Genomic DNA, 17,272 nt, shown 5'->3' with positions numbered 1-17,272 from the left:
CCAATTGAGGAAATCACAGCTTCGCCGATCTGCTCTGGCCAGTATGTACGCCACCTCACCGCCACCGAACAACGTCTGGCTGAGTGCGTGCACTAACAGACAGCGAGCGCGAACGCGGCCCATCATGTTCCAAACTTCAGGACATGCGCATGAAAATCGACCGACTCCCCTATGCATCTGCGCACACGCTTGACGAAGCGCTGATACGACTGGACCCGCAGCAATCTGCCGGCGCGCAGTTGGCGCAGCTGATCGCTGCCGGGCAGGATCAGTTGCCGCTACCGGCAAGTGGTCTCACGCTGCAGCGCTGGCAATGCCTGGCCAAGGTCGCACACTACGATCTGACGCTGGCCAAGCTGTATGAAAGCCATACCGACGCCCTGGCGATTCTGGCGGAACTCGGTGGCCCGTCACGCCCGGGTGCCGCCTGGGGCGTGTGGTGTGCCGAGCCGCCCGACGCCGTTGTCACGCTGCGTCACGACAGCGCCGGGCAGGCGCTGATCTCCGGCCGCAAGCAGTGGTGTTCCGGCGCAGCCGCGCTCAGTCACGCGCTGGTCAGCTGCCAGGACGCTCACGGCGAACGGATGCTGGTCGCGGTGGCGCTGCGCGATCCCGGCGTGACGGTCACCAATGAAGGCTGGCAGGCCGTTGGCATGGCGGCGACCGCCAGTGTCGACGTGTTGTTCGACGACGTGCCGGCGATCCCGGTCGGCGCGCCGGGAGAGTATTTGAGCCGCCCCGGCTTCTGGTATGGCGGCGCCGGCATCGCCGCCTGCTGGTATGGCGCGGCTCAGGCGCTGGGCGACTATCTGCACGACGCCGCGCGCGTTCAGTCCAAGCCCGAACCGCACCGCTTGGCGCACCTGGGGGAGACCGACATCGCCCTCAGCGCCGCCGCCGCGCTGCTGCGCGCCACCGCTGCGTCGATCGACCGTGCTCCCGGCGCCTATGCCGGCCGTAGCGCCATGCGCGCAAGGCTGGCGGTGGAAGCCGCAGCCACCGAAGTGCTGCGCAATGCCACCCGCGCGCTGGGCGCAGGCCCACTGTGCCGGGACGCCCGCTTTGCGCGGCTGGCGGCCGACCTGCCGGTGTTCCTGCGCCAGAGCCATGCCGAGCGCGATCTCGCCACCCTCGGCAGCCTGCTCACCCAACAGGAGGAAGCGCCATGGGCGTTATGACCACTGCGTACACACCACAGCCGCAAGCGCCGCAGGCACCACAAGCGCCACGCCGGCCGCAGCCGCTGCAGCCACCAAGCGCTGCCCAGGGACCTCAGACCGCTGAACGCCACATCGCCGGCCGCGGTACGCCGGACGCCGAGTGGCAAGCGTGGCGCGGCCTGGCCGAACTGCCGCCCATCACCGCAGCCGACCTGGCGCCGACGCAAGGACGCGCCATCATCATCGCGCCGCATCCCGACGACGAAGTGCTGGCCTGCGGCGGCCTGCTGCAACTGCTGCACGCCCAGGGCACGCGCACCGTGCTGCTGGCGGTCACCGACGGCACGGCCAGCCATCCCGGCTCCGGCCTGCTGACGCCTGCCGACCTGGCGCGCCTGCGGCCCCAGGAAACCGCCGCCGCCCTGCGGACGCTGGGTCTCGACGGCGGCAACGCGCCACAACTGCTGCGCGCGCGCCTGCCCGACGGCCAGGTGCGCGCGCATTTGGAACAACTCCATACGCTGCTGCGCCAACTGCTGCGGCCCGAAGACACGGTGTTTGTCACCTGGCGCCAGGACGGCCATCCCGACCACGAAGCCTGCGGCCTGGCCGCATCGCTGGCGGCCCGCGCCTGCCGCGCCACGCTGGTCGAAATGCCGGTATGGAGCTGGCACTGGGCCACGCCGGGCGACCACCGATTGCCATGGCACCGCGCCCGCCGCCTGCAACTTGGCGACGAAGTCCTGCGCCGCAAGCAGCAGGCCGTCCAGTGTTTTCAGACCCAGTTACACGACGATCCCTCCAGCGGGCAGCAGGCGATCCTGCCGCCGCACGTGCTGGCCCGCCTGCTCCATCCCTACGAGATCTACTTCACATGAGTGAACACTTCCAGCATCTGTACGAGCAAAACAACGATCCTTGGCAGGTGCGCCAGCGCTGGTACGAGCAGCGCAAGCGCGCCTTGCTGCTGGCCAGCTTGCCCTCGCCGCACTACCATCACGCTTTCGAGCCGGCCTGCGGCAATGGCGAACTGACTGCCGCCCTGGCCCGCCGCGCCGATTGCGTCACCGCCAGCGACCTCTCGCCGGCCGCCGTGGAACTGACCCGCAACCGCGTCGCCGGCCTGCCCGCCGGCCGCGTCTCGGTCGCCTGCCAGCGCGTGCCGCAGGACTGGCCGGCCGGCGCCGCCTTCGACCTGATCGTCATCAGCGAAATGGCCTACTATCTCGACGCCGACGAACTGGAGCAGCTGCGTGCCAACTGCGTCAACTCGCTGGGCTTGAGCGGCGCGCTGGTGCTGTGCCACTGGCGCCGGCCGATTGGCGACGGCAGGCAGGACGCCGACGCCATCCACGCCGCGTTTGACGCCATTCCGCAACTGCACCGCGTTTCCCGTCACGAGGAGGCCGACTTCCTGCTGGACGTCTGGTCGCCCGATCCGCGCTCGGTCGCGCAACAGGAAGGAGTTACGGCATGATCGGCATCGTCATCCCCGCCCACAACGAGGAACTGTATCTGGACGCCTGCCTGCGTGCGGCCCGCGCCGCTGCCGCCGACCCGGCACTGCACGGCGAAGCGGTGCGCATCACGGTCGCGCTCGACAGCTGCACCGACCGCTCGCATGCCGTCGTCGAACGCCACGCGGCCCAGTCGGACACACGCTGCGTCATCGACTACGTGTGCGTGGAGGCGCGCAACGTCGGCGTCACCCGCGCCGCCGGCGCCCGCCACATGCTGCGCCACGGCGCGCGCTGGCTGGCGTTCACCGATGCCGATACCCAGGTCTCGCCCAACTGGCTGGCGGCGCAGTTGCGCCTCAATGTCGACGTGGTATGCGGCACCGTGGCGGTGGATGACTGGTCGCCGCACAACGACAACGCCGACCTGCTGCGCAAGCACTTCCGCAACAGCTATACCGACGCCGACGGCCATCACCATATCCATGGCGCGAACATGGGCGTGGCGGCCGACGCCTATCTGCGCGCCGGCGGCTTTGAGCCGCTGGCCTGCAGTGAAGACGTGGCGCTGGTGACGGCGCTGGAACGGTGCGGCGCCCGTTTCGCCTGGAGCGCCGCACCGCGCGTGACCACCAGCGCGCGCTGCGACGCCAAGGCGCGCGGCGGCTTTGGCGATACCCTGCTGCGCTACGCCGAAAGCGCCCGCGCTGCGGCGACAGCGGCAATCTGAGGCGACACGTAAGCGCGGCTTTGTGCGGCCGTCAACCGGACAGCGCAATAATTTATCCGAGGAAATTTGATCCAGATCATAAAATTTGTCGATGAGCTTTGATAGCCTGATAACGGTCATCACAAGGAGCTCATCATGTCTTACAAAAATATTCTGGTTCACGCCGACTTGTCGCCCCACGCCGCGCAACGCTATGCGCTGGCCAGCCAGGTCGCCCTCAGTCACGACGCCCATCTGGTCGGCGCCGCCTTTACCGGCATGGCGGTGGAAGTGTATCGGAACGCCGCGTTTGCCTATGGCGGCGTGCTGCTGACCCAGGAAGAAATCGAGGCGATCACCAGCCGCGCCGAACAGGCGCTGGCCAGCTTCGTCGCCCAGGCCGATGCCGCCGGCAACAGCCACGAGCGCCGCCTCAGCGATGACGACGCCGAAACCGGCCTGGTACTGCAAGCCCGTTACACCGACCTGCTGGTGCTGAGCCAGAACGACCCCAGCCTGAACGGCCCCGACCTGCTGCGCACGCTGCCGGAACACCTGGCGCTGCACGGCGGCCGCCCGGTGCTGCTGGTGCCCTACGCCGGCCGCTACAGCCACATCGACCAGCACGCGCTGGTGGCCTGGGACGGCAGCCGCGCCGCCACCCGCGCCGTCACCGATGCGCTGCCGCTGCTGCGTCAGAGCAAGCGCGTCACGCTGGCAGTGTTCAATCCGCAAGTCAATGACGGCGCGCACGGCGAGCAGCCGGGCGCCGACATCGCCCTTTACCTGGCGCGCCATGGCGTCAAGGTCGAGGTGGCGCAGCAGCATGCCCCTTCCGGGCTGGACATCGGCAACGCGCTGCTGTCGCTGGCCGCCGATATCGGCGCCGACCTGCTGGTGATGGGCGCCTACGGCCACCAGCGCTGGCGCGAAATCGTGCTGGGCGGGGTCACCCGGCGCGTGCTGCAGTCGATGACGCTGCCCGTGCTGATGGCGCATTAATCGGGGCCGGGCAATGCGTATTGACAGTTACCGCAGCAATTGTGAACGCTGCATCCACCTGCCGCTGTGCGAGGGCACGGCCGACGCCGACCAGATCGCCGGCCATCGCCTGCGCGTGCGCCGCCACGACAGCCTGTACCGCGCCGGCGAGTCGCCAGGCAACCGCATCTACAGCATCCGTTCCGGGAGTTTCAAGATGGTGATGACGCGCCCCGGCGGCGAGGAACAGGTGACCGGCTTTGCCATGGCGCCGGAATTTCTCGGCCTGAACACGCTGGGCGCCGCCGGCCACAACGCCTCGGCGGTGGCGCTGGAGGATAGCGAAGTGTGCGTCATCGACTGGGATCGCCAGGCGTTTCGCGGCCGCCGCCAGCCGATGCAGCGGCCTGGCCTGCATGCACTACTGGCGGGCGAAATCCGCCGCGCGCAGCAGGCCACAGCGCTGCTGCATCACACCCATTCGCGCCAGCGCATGGCCGACCTGATGTTGAATTTGTCGCAGGCGCATCGCAGCAATGGCTATTCGGCGCTGCGCTTCCGGCTGCCGATGTCGCGTTGCGATATCGCCAGCTACATCGGCGTCAGCGCCGAGTGCGTGAGCCGGCTGCTGGACCAGTTCCGCCGTCAGGGGCTGGTGCAGTTGCAGCGGCGCGACCTGACGTTGCTCGATCCGGCAGCGCTGCAACGCGCGGCGGCCGGCGTGGAAAGCGGCGCATGAGCCATCGACTTCGCCTGGTGACGCCGGCGCTGGCCGACAGCATCCGCCGCTGCCACGGCTGTCCGCTCAACGTGCTGTGTCTGGACGAGCTGCCGGAAGACGCCGAACGCAGCGCGCCGTGCATGGAGCAGCGCTGCATCCGGCTGCGCGGCGGCGAGCACCTGTTCCGCGTGTCCGACGCAGTGGATCAGCATCTGTACATCATCCGCCAGGGCGACATCAAGCTGTACCAGCACGGCAGCGATGGCGGCCAGCATATTATCGAGTTTCTGGGACCTGGCGCGTGGGTGGGGCTGGAGTCGTTGAACGAGCATCAGCGCCATGCCGGCGCGGTGGCGCTCACCGATTGCGAGATTGCCACCGTGCCGTACACGCTGTTGACGGCCCTCCTGGATAGGCAGCCGCGCAGTGCCGAGGCGTTTGGCCAGCTGTTGAGCGGGACGATTGCGCGTCACCAGCAGCACGCGGCCATGTTGCGCAGCACATCGGCGATCCAGCGGGTGGCGCAGTTCCTGCTGCAACGGCTGGAACAGGCGCAGGGCGTGGCGCAAGGGCTGGCCCGCGCCACCTTGCCGATGTCGCGCCAGGACATCGCCGATTATCTGGGCTTGACGTCGTCTACCGTCAGCCGCTGCCTGAGCGTGTTGCGGCGGCACGGCTGGCTGGCGATGGCGCAGCGCGCGTACACGCTGCCGGGACTGCGGGATGTGGAGAAGGTGGCGGCCGGCGCGCCGCTGGCGTTGGATGCCTGACGCGGCGCGCGTCTTAGTTGATTGCCGCCGGCCGGCGGCGCGGCGTCAACCGTGCAGCCGGCACATCCTGGCCGGCCGGCTTGCCTTGCGCCCGTCCGGCGATCTGCAATGCAATCGCCAGCGTCGTATCCGCCGTCGCCAGATGCACCTGAAACCACGGCAAAATCAGCGCCGCCACCTTGCGGCCATTGACGATATCGCCCGGCGCCAGGCCGTGCAGCGTGGCCAGCACCCGCGCATGCTGCTCGCGATGGCTGCGCGTGGCCGGATAATCGATCGCCTCCATCAGCTGCTCCTCGAGCCGGAAATCGACCTCCAGGCATTCCACCAGCCCGGCCAGGTTGGCGTCGAAGTCGTGGTCGGGCCCGTCCAGCAGCATGTGGATCTGCTCGGCCAGCGCCGCATGCGCCTCGTCAAACAGGGGAATCCCCAGCACCATCTCATTGGTCAATGCAGTCGTATCCATCATGTCTCCTCTCCACCATCACACTATGCCCACTTGCTTGTCAGAAATCCATGATGCAGGTCAAGCGCCGATGATTTGCCGTATAGTGTGGTTTGCCTGTCATTGTCGAGAATAAGCTCATGGATCTGCATTACCTCAGCCCGCTGTTTGCGCCCAAATCCATCGTCGTCTTTGCCGGTCCGCCGGACCAGCCGCAGCGCCAGACCGCCTACGGCCGCAGCCTGTGCGCGCAGTTGCGCGACGGCGGCTATGACGGCGCCCTGACCTTTCTCGACGTCAGCATGACCGGCACCCTGGCCGACCTGGTGCAATCGCGCGCCGATCTGGCCATGATCGCGCTGCCGCACGAGGAACTGGCGTTCGCGCTGGAAGTGGCCGGCCGCATCCAGTGCAAATCGGCGCTGATCGTCTCGTCCAGCGTGCCGCCGGCACTGGCGGCGGAATTGCAGGACATCGCCCGCAAGCACGGCCTGTATCTGCTTGGACCGAACAGCCTGGGGTTCCAGCGTCCGCGCCTGAAGCTGAATGCCGGCGTGGCCGGCAAGCTGGCGCAAAGCGGCAGCCTGGCGCTGATCTCGCAATCCGGTGCGCTGACCTCGGCCATCCTCGACTGGGCCGGCACCAACTCGGTCGGCCTGTCGGCGGTGGTCTCGCTCGGTCCGAACACGGCCGTGGACCTGGCGCAGACGCTGGATTTCCTGGCCACCGATCCGGCCACCGAAAGCATCGTCATCTACATGGAAGGCATCACCGATGCCCGCCGCTTCCTGTCGGCGCTGCGCGGCACGGCCAATACCAAGCCGGTGGTCATCATCAAGTCCGGCAACGCGGCGGCGGCCTCGCGCGCGGCGGCCACCCACTCCGGCATGCTGATCGGCAGTGACGAGATCTTCGACGCGGCGCTGCGGCGTACCGGCGCGGTACGCGTCAACACCTTCGTGCAGCTGTTCTCGGCCGCCAAGTGCCTGGCGTCGCGCTACCGCCCGGTCGGGCCGCGCTTGGCGGTGATCAGCAACGGCGGCGGTCCCGGCGTGCTGGCGGCCGACTGGCTCGGGCAACTCGGCCTGCAACTGGGGCGTCCGGGCGCGGAATCGGCCAAGGCGCTGGCGCCGCTGCTGCCGGTGCACGCCACGCTGACCGACCTGCTCGACCTGTCCGAGGAAGCCGGGCCGGAACACTACGCCGCCGCCATCCGCGCCTGCGCGCAGGATGCCAACGTCGACGGCCTGCTGGTGATCTACTCGCCCAAGCTGGATGGCGACCCCACCGCCATCGCGCACAGCGTGGCCGCTGCCGCCAAAGGCCTGGGCAAACCGCTGCTGGCCTGCTGGATGGGCGACGAACGCGTGGCGCCGGCGCGCAAGGTCATCGGCCAGGCCGGCCTGGCCACCTTCCGCACCCCGGAAGCGGCGGTCGATGGCTTCGGCAACATCGCCGCGTTTTATCAGAACCAGCAACTGTTGCAGCAAACTCCGCCGCCGCTGTCGCAGCTGGCCAAGCCGGACCTGGAAGGCGCGCGCCGCCTGGTCGAAAGCGTGCTGGCCGAGCGCCGCAGCGTGCTGACCGAAATGGAATCGAAGGCGCTGCTGGCGGCCTTCCACATTCCCATCACGCCGACTATGCCGGCCCGCAGCGCGGCCGAGGCGCAACTGATTGCCGCGCAGCTGGGCTATCCGGTGGCGCTCAAAATCGACTCACCCGACATTCCGCACAAATCCGACGTGCAAGGCGTGGTGCTCAACCTGTCCGACGCCGGCGCACTGGGTGCGGCCTACGGCGACATGCTCGCCAACGTTCGACGTTTGCAGCCGGAGGCGCGCATCAATGGCGTGACCGTGCAGCGCATGGCCGGCAAGCGCGACGGCCGCGAGCTGTATATCGGCGTCGCCAGCGATCCGCTGTTTGGACCGGTGATCGGCTTCGGCGCCGGCGGTACGATGGTGGAGTTGCTAAACGACCGCGCCGTCGAGCTGCCGCCACTGAATCCCTTCCTGGCGCAGCGCCTGATCGACCGCGCACGGGTCGCCGCCACGCTGGGCGAATGGCGCGGCGCGCCGGGCGTAGACCGCCAGGCGATCGAGCACATTCTGCTGCGCGTGTCGGAAATGGTGTGCGAACTGCCGCAACTGCGCGAACTGGATATCAACCCGCTGATCGTCGACCAGTTCGGCGTGCTGGCGGTGGACGCGCGCGTGGCGGTGGGCGTGGCGCCGCCGTCGGCGCAGCGTTACGACCAGCTGGCCATCATGCCCTACCCGTCCAGCTACGCGCGCGACTGGCCGATGCGCGGCGGCGGCCAGTACACACTCCGTCCGGTGCAGCCGACCGATGCGGAGATGCTGCAATCGCTGGTGCGCGGCCTGTCCGACCAGTCGCGCTACAACCGCTTTGCGTCGTCGCTGCGCGAGTTGTCGGCGCAGATGCTGGCGCGTTATACCTTGATTGATTATGACCGCGAGATGGCGCTGGTGGCGGTGCTCACCACGCGTACCGCCGATGACGACGGAAGCTTCACCGAGACCGAACAAATTATCGGCGTCTCGCGCTACATCGCCAATCCGGATCGCAGCAGTTGCGAGTTCTCGCTGCTGGTGGACGACAAGTTCAGCGGCCAGGGATTGGGCACGCGCTTGATGCTGGAGATTATGGATGTGGCGCGCGACAAGGGTCTGAGCGAAATCGTCGGCCTGGTGCTGCGCAAGAACCGCGGCATGCTGCGCCTGATGGGCAGCCTGGAATTCCATATCCGTCCGTATGAGGACGATCCGGAATTCCAGCTCTGCACAAAACAGCTTTAACCAGCCTTAACCGGCGTTAATGCGGCGTTAATGCGGCGTTAACGCGGCGCGGGCGGCAGTTTGTAGCGCTGCTCGCGATACAGGATCGATGGCAGCACCACGTGCGACATCGCCTTGTCGACCAGCGCGGCATCCGGCACGCCGCCGGTGGTCAGCACGCCGCTGGCGGCATCGTAATGTCCCAGCAACGGCGCCTGGTTCGGACGCAGAATCGTCGCCGACGAACCTTCCAGCCACGCGAAGTAATTATCGAACTGGATCAGCGCCCGGCCCGGCGTATCGCTGTCGCGCGCCAGATCGCGGCCGATCATCGGATGCTCGCTCGATACGCCCATCAGCGACAACAGGGTCGGCGCCAGGTCGATCTGGCTGGCGATGGTGGTGATCTTCTTCGGTTTCACATCCGCGCCCAGTATCAGGCCAGGGATGTGGAACTTATTGATCGGCACCAGGCTGTCGCCATACACGCGGTTGTCGTGGTCGGCCACGATCAGGAACACCGTATCCTTCCAGTAGTCCTGCTTCTTCGCCTCGGCAATGAAGCGGCCCAGCGCGTAATCGGCGTACTTGACCGCGTTGTTCACCGTCTGTTTGTCTTTGTCGTGCAAGGTAATGCGGCCATCCGGGAACTGGAATGGCTCATGGTTGGACGACGAGAAAATCAGGCTGAAGAACGGCTTGCCGCTATCGTGCAGGGTTTTCAAACGCTCCAGCGACTTGTTGAACAAGTCTTCGTCCGAAGCGCCCCAGCTGCCTTCAAACACCGGGTTCATGTCGCGCCGGTCCACCACTTTCTGGAAGCCGTTACCGGTGAAGAAGCCGCGCATATTATCGAAGTGCGCTTCGCCGCCGTAGACGAATTCGGTGTGATAGCCCTGCTTGCCCAGGCCCGCTGCCAGCGTGTAGAAATTCTGCTGCGACAGCGACAGCTTGACCACGCTGCGCGCCGGCGTCGGCGGATAGCCGGCCACCACGGCTTCGATGCCGCGTACCGACCGGGTGCCGGTGGCGTACAGCTGCTCGAACCACCAGCCGTCCTGTTTCAGTTTTTCCAGCTCCGGCGTCACCGGCAGGCCGCCCAGCGATTGCACGAAGGTCGCGCCCAGGCTTTCCTCCAGCACGATCACCAGATTTAGCGGGCGTTCGCGCTGCATTACCGCTTGCTGCTTGTGCAGGGTCGGCAGCTCGGCCGAGGTAAATTGCAGGTCGCGCAGCCATGGCGCGCTTTTCACCGTCGGCAAGACCTTGTCGCGCGGGTACTTGCCGTAGATTTCGGACGAATTGGCCTCGTGGCTCATGGCGCCATACGCATCCAGCACCGACCAGGGCGAATTGATGATCAGCGAATTGACCATGGCGTCGCCGGTCAGCGCAAACATCGACGGGTTGGCCGGACGGTGCGCCAGGGTCGAACGGATCTGGACCGCCACCAGCAGCACCAGCACCGGCCACACCAGCAACAGCGGCAACGGACGCCACGTCGTGATGTTCACCGATGCCGCCTTCAGCAGCTTGTAGATGCCGGTACCCAGCAGCACCGTGAACACAATGCCCAGCACCAGCGCGATGCGGAAGCCATGCCACAGTGTGGCGATCACTTCGGTTGGATACGACAGGTATTCGATGAACAGGCGGTTCGGACGGATGTCGAACTGCATGATGAACTGCGGCGTCGACAGCTCCATGAAGATGATGAAGATCAACGCCAGCGTACCCCACACGACATTCAGGGTTTTCCATACGCGCAGCGTCTTCTGATACGCCAGCAACGGCGCCAGCACCACCGGCAGGACGATCAGGTAGCCGAGCATGATCAGATCGGCGCGCACGCCCTGCACCAGCATCTCACCGGGAATGCCGGTGGCGGAAACCCGCGTCCACTGCCAGGCCATCAGCCCGGCGCGCGACAGCGAAAAGATCACCAGGCCAAGCAGCAGCAATTGCAGCACGCCGGCGAACGGGCCGGCCCACAAGGTCAGCCGCGCCAGCCAGGCCGCGCAACGCGTCAGCCGGGTCTCAGGACGATAAAACATCATTCCGCGCCAAAGCCTGGGTGGGAGGCGATGTAGGCGCCGGCACCGGCGCCGGCGCTCAGCATCCAGCCGATCAGCAGCATGAAGACCAGCACCAGGCAGAACAGCGTGGCGATGTTGCGGCTGTCACGCGACGGTGCGAACACCGGCGGTTTGCCGTAGTTGACGCCGAAGAAGTACGCCGCGACCACGGTGGTCAGGTAATGCACGGCGCCGAAGACTTCACCCAGTTCACCTTTGCGCGGGTGGTCCACCACCACATTCGACAGGATCACCAGGCCAACGTAGATCAACGACGGCCATACCGGCGGCAGGTACAGGCCGAATTTCTCGACGAAGGTGCGGATCGCCGGACGCTTGCGCGCCAGCAGCGGCAGGAAGATGGTGTGGGTCAGGCCGACGATCACGATCACTTTCAGCAGCACGGCCTTGTGCAGGCTGCTCTTGCCCAGCGCCAGATTGTGCAGATTGGTTTCGCCCTGACGGTTATTCTGTACGAAGAAGTCCGGCGGAATGATGTGCAGCACGCGCTGGAACCAGCTGATTTCTTCCAGCGCCGCCAGGCCGACCAGCGCCGACAGAAATACAAACGCTGCCAGTTGCAGGTTGATTTTCGGCTCACGCTGCCATTGTTCCACGGCCAGGAAACCCAGCAAGGCGGACAACAGGGTGAAGCACAGGAACTGCATCCATTCGACGATGCCGTCTTCCACCAGCAGACGCCACATGGCGTCATGGTCATGCGAGAAGGCCAGTGCCAGTCCCATCACGAAGATGTTCATCAAGACCCCGACCGCGATCACCGGATGGATATACCACTTCTGCTCTGCCATGTACCACTCCCAGTTTTACTATGTTTATATTAAAGTTGTTCAACACCGCTGGCATGCACCAGCTCCGACGCCGGCTCTGGCGCCGTGACCGGACGCCCGCTGCGGCTGTAGTAATAACGGCGCGCAGTTACCACCACCGAGCCGAACGCCCAGGCCCACAGCAGCGGATCGAGCAGCGCATCCCACAGGTTGCCGGTCGGCAGACGCAGCAACGAGAACAGCAACACGGCGGCCAGCAGCGCGGCGCCGCCGCTGACGGCCCGGCGCATCAGCACCGCCGCCGCGCCGGCCACTGCGGCGGCAATCGCCAGCAGCGTGGCGGCGTCGGAGTCGAAGCCGCGGTAATACAGCCCCAGTGCCAGCACGCCGAAGGCGTCCAGGTACAGCACGATGCCAACCAGGGTCAGCACCAGCGCGAATACCGGATGGAGCAAAAAGTCGACCGGCCGCCCGGTCCAGCGCGCACACAGCGCCACCAGGCTGTACCCGGCCAGCAGCCCGCTCGGATACTGGAATATCAGCGTCAGCCAGTAAGCCGGCGAACCGGCGCCCGGCAGCGCCATCATGATGGCGATGGTGATGGCGACGATGGCCTTGGAGCGCTGCGCCAGTTGCGGAAAGATCCGCGGCAACAGCGTCGGCAGCACCGACAGCAGCATCGCGGCGGCGACCAGCCCCCAGGCGATGCGGGCATAAATGATTTGCAGTGCCAGATCGGGCAAGCTCATAGCGGATCCTTTCCCTCTACGATTTTCAGGCGATGGTGGGCGATGGCGCGCCGTTGGTAGGTGTAGGTGATGTGCAGCTCGTCGCCGACCTGGAACATGGCCGGATAGGAAAATTCGTCGCGCGGCTGGCCGCTGACGATGTCGGTCACATGCTGCCAGTGGTGGCCGTCGGCCGACATCGACAGCGCCAGCGTGCTGCGCGCGGTCGCCCTCGACGTGCCCTGGTTGCCCAGCATGAGCAAGGTGCCGTTGTGCAGCCGCAGCACCGCCAGCGAGGTGCCGCGATTGCGGATCGTGGTCGGGCCGAGATCGTCCCAGTTTTCGCCGCCGTCATGGCTGACGGCCTGCTGCACCACCGAGCGTTCCTTGTTGGCGTCGCGCATCCAGGCCCGCACTTCGGTCGGCGACACCTGCACCAGCGTCGGTTGCAGCGAACGGGTGCGCGCACCGATACGGGTCAGGCGCTGCGGATCGCCGTGGGCGTCGAACGACACCAGCATCGGGTACTTGTGGCCGATTTCGAAATACACCGGCAGCCACCAGCCGCCGTCCGCCTGGCCGACCGGGGTCGCGCGCACCAGCACGCTGGTATTGAATACGGGCGACATCGGCAGCACGCGCCGCACCTTGAAGGTGGCGCCTTCGTCGGTCGATTGCAGCTGCACCACGCGCGAAGCGGCCCAGCCGCCCATGCCGGTGGCCACCACGTACAGGTGCACGCTGCCGTCGGTGGCGGTCCACGCCACCGGGTTGCCGATGCGCCGCACGCCGTGGCCCAGCGCGTCGCCGAGCGAATCGCGGCTGGCCACGACCCAGTTATTGCTCCATTGGCCGTTGCGCCAGCGCGAAGCGTAGACCTTGACGTCCGGCCCGCTCTCGCGGCTGCCGGCCCACCAGAAGGCAAGCAAATCGCCATGCGGCAGCTGCGCCAGCGCGCTGGCGTGCGCCGACGGCACGCCGGGCGGCATCGGAATAATCGCGCGGGAAATTTCGGTCAGGGTGATCGGTGGCGGCGCCGCCACCGCGCCAGCGACGTCCGGGCGGGCATGTTGGGGCGTCGTGCGCGAGCCGCGCCAGCCTTCGGCGACTGCCACGACTGCGACAACCATTAAACATATCAGCAGTGCCAGTTTGCCTGGCCGTTGCCCTAGTGGGCGTGAAACTCCCATTCCGTCTCCAGAGATCGGGACATGAAGGAAGCCGTCAGTATGATTCCCTTGCCCAAAAAATAACAACCTCCTCGGCAGCAAAGCTTGTGGCCATCCTGCTTATGGAAGAAGTCGGTATCCTACAGGAAAATGTAGCGTTTATGTAAACGGCCGATATTTTTGAAATCCGCCAGGAGTGGTCCAAACTTGATCTGCGACATTTCTTTTTGGCAAGATGCAGCTTACAGTGCTCACCGTGCGCGGCACGCCCCCGCGCGCCGGCCCGACCAGGAAGCACCGCATGCTTGCAGACCCCAGCGAATTGGACCGTACCGCCAGTCACATGATGCCCGCCGATGCCGAGATCCAGCTGCGCTTGCAGTTTCTGGAGGTGACGGCGGAAGATGTCCGTCTGCTGCGCGAGGTTCATCCGCTGCTGCAACCACGGCTGCCCGAGGTCATCGCCGGTTTCTACCGTCACCTGCAAACCATCCCGGTCCTGCGCGGCCTGCTCAAGGACCCGGTGGTGCTCGACCGGCTGTACCAGCTGCAGGCGGCCTACTTCCAGACGCTGACGGCGGGCGACTACGGCATTGACTATGTGCGCCACCGGCTGCGCGTGGGGCTGGCGCACCAGCGCATCGGCCTGGCGCCGGAGTGGTATATCGGCGCCTACCGCAAATACCTTGGCGATCTCGGCCCGGTGCTGCAAGAGTTGCTGCAAGACCGTCCCGGCCTGTTCCTGCCCACCTACAGCGCGCTGATGAAGGTGGGCAGCTTCGACATGGGCCTGGCGCTCGATACCTATATCAAGGCCGGCCGCCAGCAGCTGCGCGACAGTGAAGCGCGCTTCCGCGGCGCCTTCGGCCAGGCGGCGGTCGGTCTGGCGCAGTTGTCGGCCGACGGCCGGTGGCTGCGCGTCAACCGCAAGCTGCAGGACATCGTCGGCTACACCGAGGAAGAACTGCGCGGCATGCACGTGGCCGACCTGGTGACGCCGGAGGACTGGCAGATCGACGCCCCGCTGCTGCGCGCGCTGGCGCACGGCGAGCTGGAGACCTCGTCGCGCGAGAAGCGCTACCTGTGCAAAGACGGCCGCCGCGTATGGGTCAAGGCCACCGTCACCGCGATGCAGCCGGACGCCGGCGACGCCGCGCTGGTGGCGGTGATCGAGGATATCTCGCAGCGCAAGCAGTTCGAGGAAGAATTGATGCACCTGGCGCGGCACGACGCCCTGACCGGCCTGGCCAACCGCACGCTGCTGCTGGACCGGGTGTCGCAGGCCATCGCCCAGGCGCGCCGCAGCGGCAACCAGGTCGCCATGCTGTTCCTCGACCTGGACCGCTTCAAGACCATCAACGACAGCCTGGGCCACGACGCCGGCGACCGCGTGGTGATCGAGGTCGGCCGCCGTCTCAAGCAGGCGGTGCGCGACGCCGACACCGTGGCGCGTTTCGGCGGCGACGAATTCGTGGTGTTGCTGCCGGAGCTGCCGACCGAAGACATCGCCGCTGCGCTGGCGCAAAAAATCCTCAGCGCCCTGTTTGAACCGATGCTGATCCACGGCCACGAACTGGCGCCGGCGTGCAGCATCGGCATCAGCCTGTATCCGCGCGACGGCGACAACGGCAAGACGCTGCTGAAGAATGCCGACGCCGCACTGTACCAGGCCAAGGCCATGGGCCGTGGCAACTACCAGTTCTATTCGGAAGAAATGAACGCCCGCACGCTGGACCGCCTGACGCTGGAGAGCGGCCTGCGCCATGCCGTCGAGCGCGGCGAATTGGAGCTGAAATACCAGCCGCAGATCGACCTGGCCGATGGCGCCATGCTCGGCGCCGAAGCGCTGCTGCGCTGGCGCCCGGCCGGCCAGCAACTGGTGATGCCGGACGCGTTCATCACCATCGCCGAGGAAACCGGGCTGATCGTGCCGATCGGCGAATGGGTGCTGCGCACCGCCTGCGCGCAGCAGGTAGCATGGCGCCAGAGCGGCCTGCCCGACCTGCGGATCGCGGTCAACCTGTCGGCACGCCAGTTCCGCCAGCCGGGGCTGGACGCGATGGTGGCCCGCGTGCTGGCCGAAACCGGCTGTCCGGCTGACCGGCTGGAGCTGGAAATCACCGAATCGGTGCTGATGGAGCGGCCCGACAGCGCGGCCCAGACTTTGCAGCGGCTGAGCGACATGGGCGTGCAGCTGGCCATCGACGACTTCGGCACCGGCTATTCCAGCCTGTCCTACCTGAAGCGCTTCCCGATCAACGCGCTGAAGATCGACCGCTCCTTCGTGCGCGACATCGCGGCCAAGAGCGCGGCCAGCAACGACGACGGCGCCATCGCCGCCGCCGTCATCGCGCTGGCCCACAGCATGGGGCTGACGGTGGTGGCGGAAGGCGTGGAAACCGAACAGCAGCGCGACTTCCTGCGCCAACTCCACTGCGACCAGGCGCAAGGGTTTTACTTCAGCGAACCGATGTCGGCGGCCGCGCTGGCGCACAGGTTTGTGCCGCAGCGAGCACGCGAATGCGGTGAGCAAGCTCAGGGGATGTAGGAGTCGGCCGTCTCTCTGGTGAGGTAGATCGCATCCACCGTCACGCGGCGGTTGACCGGCATTTTCTTGTCGACGGCGCTGACCGCCATTCGCACCGCCTGGTAGCCGATGGCGTGCGCGGCTTGCACCACCAGGCCTTGCACCGCGCCGCTTTGCAAGCCTTCCAGCAGCCGGTCGGTGACGTCGACGGCAATGTAGGTCACCTGGCCGGCCAGGTGCTGGTCGCGCAACGCCGCCAGCACGCCCATGCTGGTGGCTTCGTTGGGCGCGAATACGCCCTGGAATTTGCCCTTCTGACTGGCCAGCGCCGACGAGGCGTTGACGAACGCTTCGCCATACACGGCGCCTAGATAGCCGCCATCAATCACCTGCAAGCCCTTGCGGGCCGCGGCTTCGGCAAAACCGTTCTCGCGCTGGTCGGTGGTCTGTAACCCGTGCTTCATGCGGAACAGCAGCACCGAGCCCTTTCCTTTAAGGCTCCTGGCCATGGCTTCGCCGGCCATTTGCCCGGCCTTGTAGTTGTCGGTGCCGACCATGCCGGTGGCCGCCGGTGCGCCCAGGTTGCGGTCCACGTAAATGACCGGCACGCCGCTGCGCTGCAGCTTGCCCACCGCCAGCGCCATGTCGGCCGAACCGGGCGCGATCACCAAGGCCTTGCAGCCGCGCTGCCGGACCATCTCCAGCACGGCGGTCTGGATGGCGGCCTGGCTTTCTTCCTGCGGGCCACGAAAATAAATGTCGTAGCCCAGCGTCTTGCCGGCCTCCACTGCGCCGCTGTGGACGCCCTTCCAGAAAATGCCGCCACCGCCGCTGGGGATGAAACCGATGCAGTCTTTGGCAAGCGCGCCGCCGGTGAAGCCTAGCAACAAGCAAGCGACTATCAGGTGGAGAGACCATGTTTTTGTCATCGCCCCATCCTG

The 17,272-nt window shown here is 66.5% G+C and carries 15 protein-coding genes; 9 read left to right on the top strand and 6 right to left on the bottom strand.

From position 1 onward, the window contains the following. The first annotated feature begins 149 nt into the window (after nucleotides 1-149). From GTP55_RS18675 to GTP55_RS18645, 7 genes are all read left to right on the top strand, one after another. Complete coding sequence (locus GTP55_RS18675; RefSeq protein WP_202423780.1) at nucleotides 150-1,178, top strand: acyl-CoA dehydrogenase family protein; 1,029 nt, start codon at nucleotides 150-152, stop codon at nucleotides 1,176-1,178. Then, entirely contained in the window at nucleotides 1,166-2,038 is an 873-nt protein-coding gene (locus tag GTP55_RS18670) for a PIG-L deacetylase family protein (protein ID WP_229258040.1), read from the top strand. The genes GTP55_RS18675 and GTP55_RS18670 overlap by 13 nt, the downstream gene beginning before the upstream one ends. Then, nucleotides 2,035-2,637 carry an SAM-dependent methyltransferase gene (locus tag GTP55_RS18665; RefSeq protein ID WP_161046353.1) on the top strand — a complete coding sequence of 201 codons (603 nt, stop codon included), beginning with the start codon at nucleotides 2,035-2,037 and terminating at the stop codon, nucleotides 2,635-2,637. Before GTP55_RS18670 ends, GTP55_RS18665 begins: the two co-directional genes overlap by 4 nt. Next, complete coding sequence (locus GTP55_RS18660) at nucleotides 2,634-3,347, top strand: glycosyltransferase family 2 protein (RefSeq protein WP_161046352.1); 714 nt, start codon at nucleotides 2,634-2,636, stop codon at nucleotides 3,345-3,347. Before GTP55_RS18665 ends, GTP55_RS18660 begins: the two co-directional genes overlap by 4 nt. A 135-nt stretch (nucleotides 3,348-3,482) precedes the next feature. Beyond that, complete coding sequence (locus GTP55_RS18655; RefSeq protein ID WP_161046351.1) at nucleotides 3,483-4,328, top strand: universal stress protein; 846 nt, start codon at nucleotides 3,483-3,485, stop codon at nucleotides 4,326-4,328. Between the two features lie 13 nt (nucleotides 4,329-4,341). Then, nucleotides 4,342-5,046 carry a Crp/Fnr family transcriptional regulator gene (locus GTP55_RS18650; RefSeq protein ID WP_161046350.1) on the top strand — a complete coding sequence of 235 codons (705 nt, stop codon included), beginning with the start codon at nucleotides 4,342-4,344 and terminating at the stop codon, nucleotides 5,044-5,046. Then, a complete protein-coding gene (locus tag GTP55_RS18645) occupies nucleotides 5,043-5,798 on the top strand; it encodes a Crp/Fnr family transcriptional regulator (protein ID WP_161046349.1) in 756 nt (251 codons plus the stop codon). The genes GTP55_RS18650 and GTP55_RS18645 overlap by 4 nt, the downstream gene beginning before the upstream one ends. Before the next feature lie 13 nt (nucleotides 5,799-5,811). On the opposite strand, the gene GTP55_RS18640 is transcribed toward GTP55_RS18645, so the two are convergent. Further along, a complete protein-coding gene (locus GTP55_RS18640; RefSeq protein ID WP_202423779.1) occupies nucleotides 5,812-6,267 on the bottom strand; it encodes a bacteriohemerythrin in 456 nt (151 codons plus the stop codon). A 116-nt stretch (nucleotides 6,268-6,383) separates the two neighbouring features. On the opposite strand from GTP55_RS18640, the gene GTP55_RS18635 reads away from it, so the two are divergent. Beyond that, nucleotides 6,384-9,062, top strand: coding sequence for a bifunctional acetate--CoA ligase family protein/GNAT family N-acetyltransferase (locus GTP55_RS18635; protein WP_161046348.1), 2,679 nt, complete (start codon nucleotides 6,384-6,386; stop codon nucleotides 9,060-9,062). A gap of 38 nt (nucleotides 9,063-9,100) precedes the next feature. Here GTP55_RS18635 and GTP55_RS18630 read toward each other — a convergent pair whose 3' ends face one another. Genes GTP55_RS18630 through GTP55_RS18615 form a run of 4 tightly spaced genes read right to left on the bottom strand, consistent with a single transcriptional unit; the run spans nucleotide 9,101 to nucleotide 13,765 of the window. Continuing rightward, nucleotides 9,101-11,095 carry an LTA synthase family protein gene (locus GTP55_RS18630; RefSeq protein WP_161046347.1) on the bottom strand — a complete coding sequence of 665 codons (1,995 nt, stop codon included), beginning with the start codon at nucleotides 11,093-11,095 and terminating at the stop codon, nucleotides 9,101-9,103. After that, a complete protein-coding gene (locus GTP55_RS18625) occupies nucleotides 11,095-11,928 on the bottom strand; it encodes a hypothetical protein (RefSeq protein ID WP_161046346.1) in 834 nt (277 codons plus the stop codon). The genes GTP55_RS18630 and GTP55_RS18625 overlap by 1 nt, the downstream gene beginning before the upstream one ends. A gap of 29 nt (nucleotides 11,929-11,957) precedes the next feature. Next, nucleotides 11,958-12,656, bottom strand: a complete 699-nt coding sequence (locus tag GTP55_RS18620) for a hypothetical protein (RefSeq protein WP_161046345.1) — start codon at nucleotides 12,654-12,656, stop codon at nucleotides 11,958-11,960. Next, the gene (locus tag GTP55_RS18615; RefSeq protein WP_229258039.1) at nucleotides 12,653-13,765 is read right to left on the bottom strand and encodes a sialidase family protein; all 1,113 of its coding nucleotides are present in this window, start codon (nucleotides 13,763-13,765) and stop codon (nucleotides 12,653-12,655) included. Before GTP55_RS18615 ends, GTP55_RS18620 begins: the two co-directional genes overlap by 4 nt. A gap of 340 nt (nucleotides 13,766-14,105) precedes the next feature. On the opposite strand from GTP55_RS18615, the gene GTP55_RS18610 reads away from it, so the two are divergent. Beyond that, entirely contained in the window at nucleotides 14,106-16,352 is a 2,247-nt protein-coding gene (locus GTP55_RS18610; protein ID WP_161046343.1) for a putative bifunctional diguanylate cyclase/phosphodiesterase, read from the top strand. Here GTP55_RS18610 and GTP55_RS18605 read toward each other — a convergent pair. After that, nucleotides 16,340-17,260 (bottom strand): substrate-binding domain-containing protein, encoded by a 921-nt coding sequence (locus GTP55_RS18605; RefSeq protein ID WP_161046342.1) that lies wholly within the window; start codon nucleotides 17,258-17,260, stop codon nucleotides 16,340-16,342. The genes GTP55_RS18610 and GTP55_RS18605 overlap by 13 nt on opposite strands. Between the last annotated feature and the right edge of the window lie 12 nt (nucleotides 17,261-17,272).

Source organism: Duganella margarita (genome assembly GCF_009857535.1).
Lineage (GTDB): Bacteria > Pseudomonadota > Gammaproteobacteria > Burkholderiales > Burkholderiaceae_D > Rugamonas > Rugamonas margarita.
The sequence above is the reverse complement of the archived record's forward strand: the minus strand, read 5'-3'. Positions and strand labels throughout refer to the sequence as shown.

What these genes read in the sequence shown, in the direction of transcription:
- GTP55_RS18675 (WP_202423780.1), top strand. Translation starts at nt 150, where the DNA reads ATGAAAATCGACCGACTCCCCTATGCATCTGCGCACACGCTTGACGAA.
- GTP55_RS18670 (WP_229258040.1), top strand. Translation starts at nt 1,166, where the DNA reads ATGGGCGTTATGACCACTGCGTACACACCACAGCCGCAAGCGCCGCAG.
- GTP55_RS18665 (WP_161046353.1), top strand. Translation starts at nt 2,035, where the DNA reads ATGAGTGAACACTTCCAGCATCTGTACGAGCAAAACAACGATCCTTGG.
- GTP55_RS18660 (WP_161046352.1), top strand. Translation starts at nt 2,634, where the DNA reads ATGATCGGCATCGTCATCCCCGCCCACAACGAGGAACTGTATCTGGAC.
- GTP55_RS18655 (WP_161046351.1), top strand. Translation starts at nt 3,483, where the DNA reads ATGTCTTACAAAAATATTCTGGTTCACGCCGACTTGTCGCCCCACGCC.
- GTP55_RS18650 (WP_161046350.1), top strand. Translation starts at nt 4,342, where the DNA reads ATGCGTATTGACAGTTACCGCAGCAATTGTGAACGCTGCATCCACCTG.
- GTP55_RS18645 (WP_161046349.1), top strand. Translation starts at nt 5,043, where the DNA reads ATGAGCCATCGACTTCGCCTGGTGACGCCGGCGCTGGCCGACAGCATC.
- GTP55_RS18640 (WP_202423779.1), bottom strand. Translation starts at nt 6,267, where the DNA reads ATGATGGATACGACTGCATTGACCAATGAGATGGTGCTGGGGATTCCC.
- GTP55_RS18635 (WP_161046348.1), top strand. Translation starts at nt 6,384, where the DNA reads ATGGATCTGCATTACCTCAGCCCGCTGTTTGCGCCCAAATCCATCGTC.
- GTP55_RS18630 (WP_161046347.1), bottom strand. Translation starts at nt 11,095, where the DNA reads ATGTTTTATCGTCCTGAGACCCGGCTGACGCGTTGCGCGGCCTGGCTG.
- GTP55_RS18625 (WP_161046346.1), bottom strand. Translation starts at nt 11,928, where the DNA reads ATGGCAGAGCAGAAGTGGTATATCCATCCGGTGATCGCGGTCGGGGTC.
- GTP55_RS18620 (WP_161046345.1), bottom strand. Translation starts at nt 12,656, where the DNA reads ATGAGCTTGCCCGATCTGGCACTGCAAATCATTTATGCCCGCATCGCC.
- GTP55_RS18615 (WP_229258039.1), bottom strand. Translation starts at nt 13,765, where the DNA reads ATGGTTGTCGCAGTCGTGGCAGTCGCCGAAGGCTGGCGCGGCTCGCGC.
- GTP55_RS18610 (WP_161046343.1), top strand. Translation starts at nt 14,106, where the DNA reads ATGCTTGCAGACCCCAGCGAATTGGACCGTACCGCCAGTCACATGATG.
- GTP55_RS18605 (WP_161046342.1), bottom strand. Translation starts at nt 17,260, where the DNA reads ATGACAAAAACATGGTCTCTCCACCTGATAGTCGCTTGCTTGTTGCTA.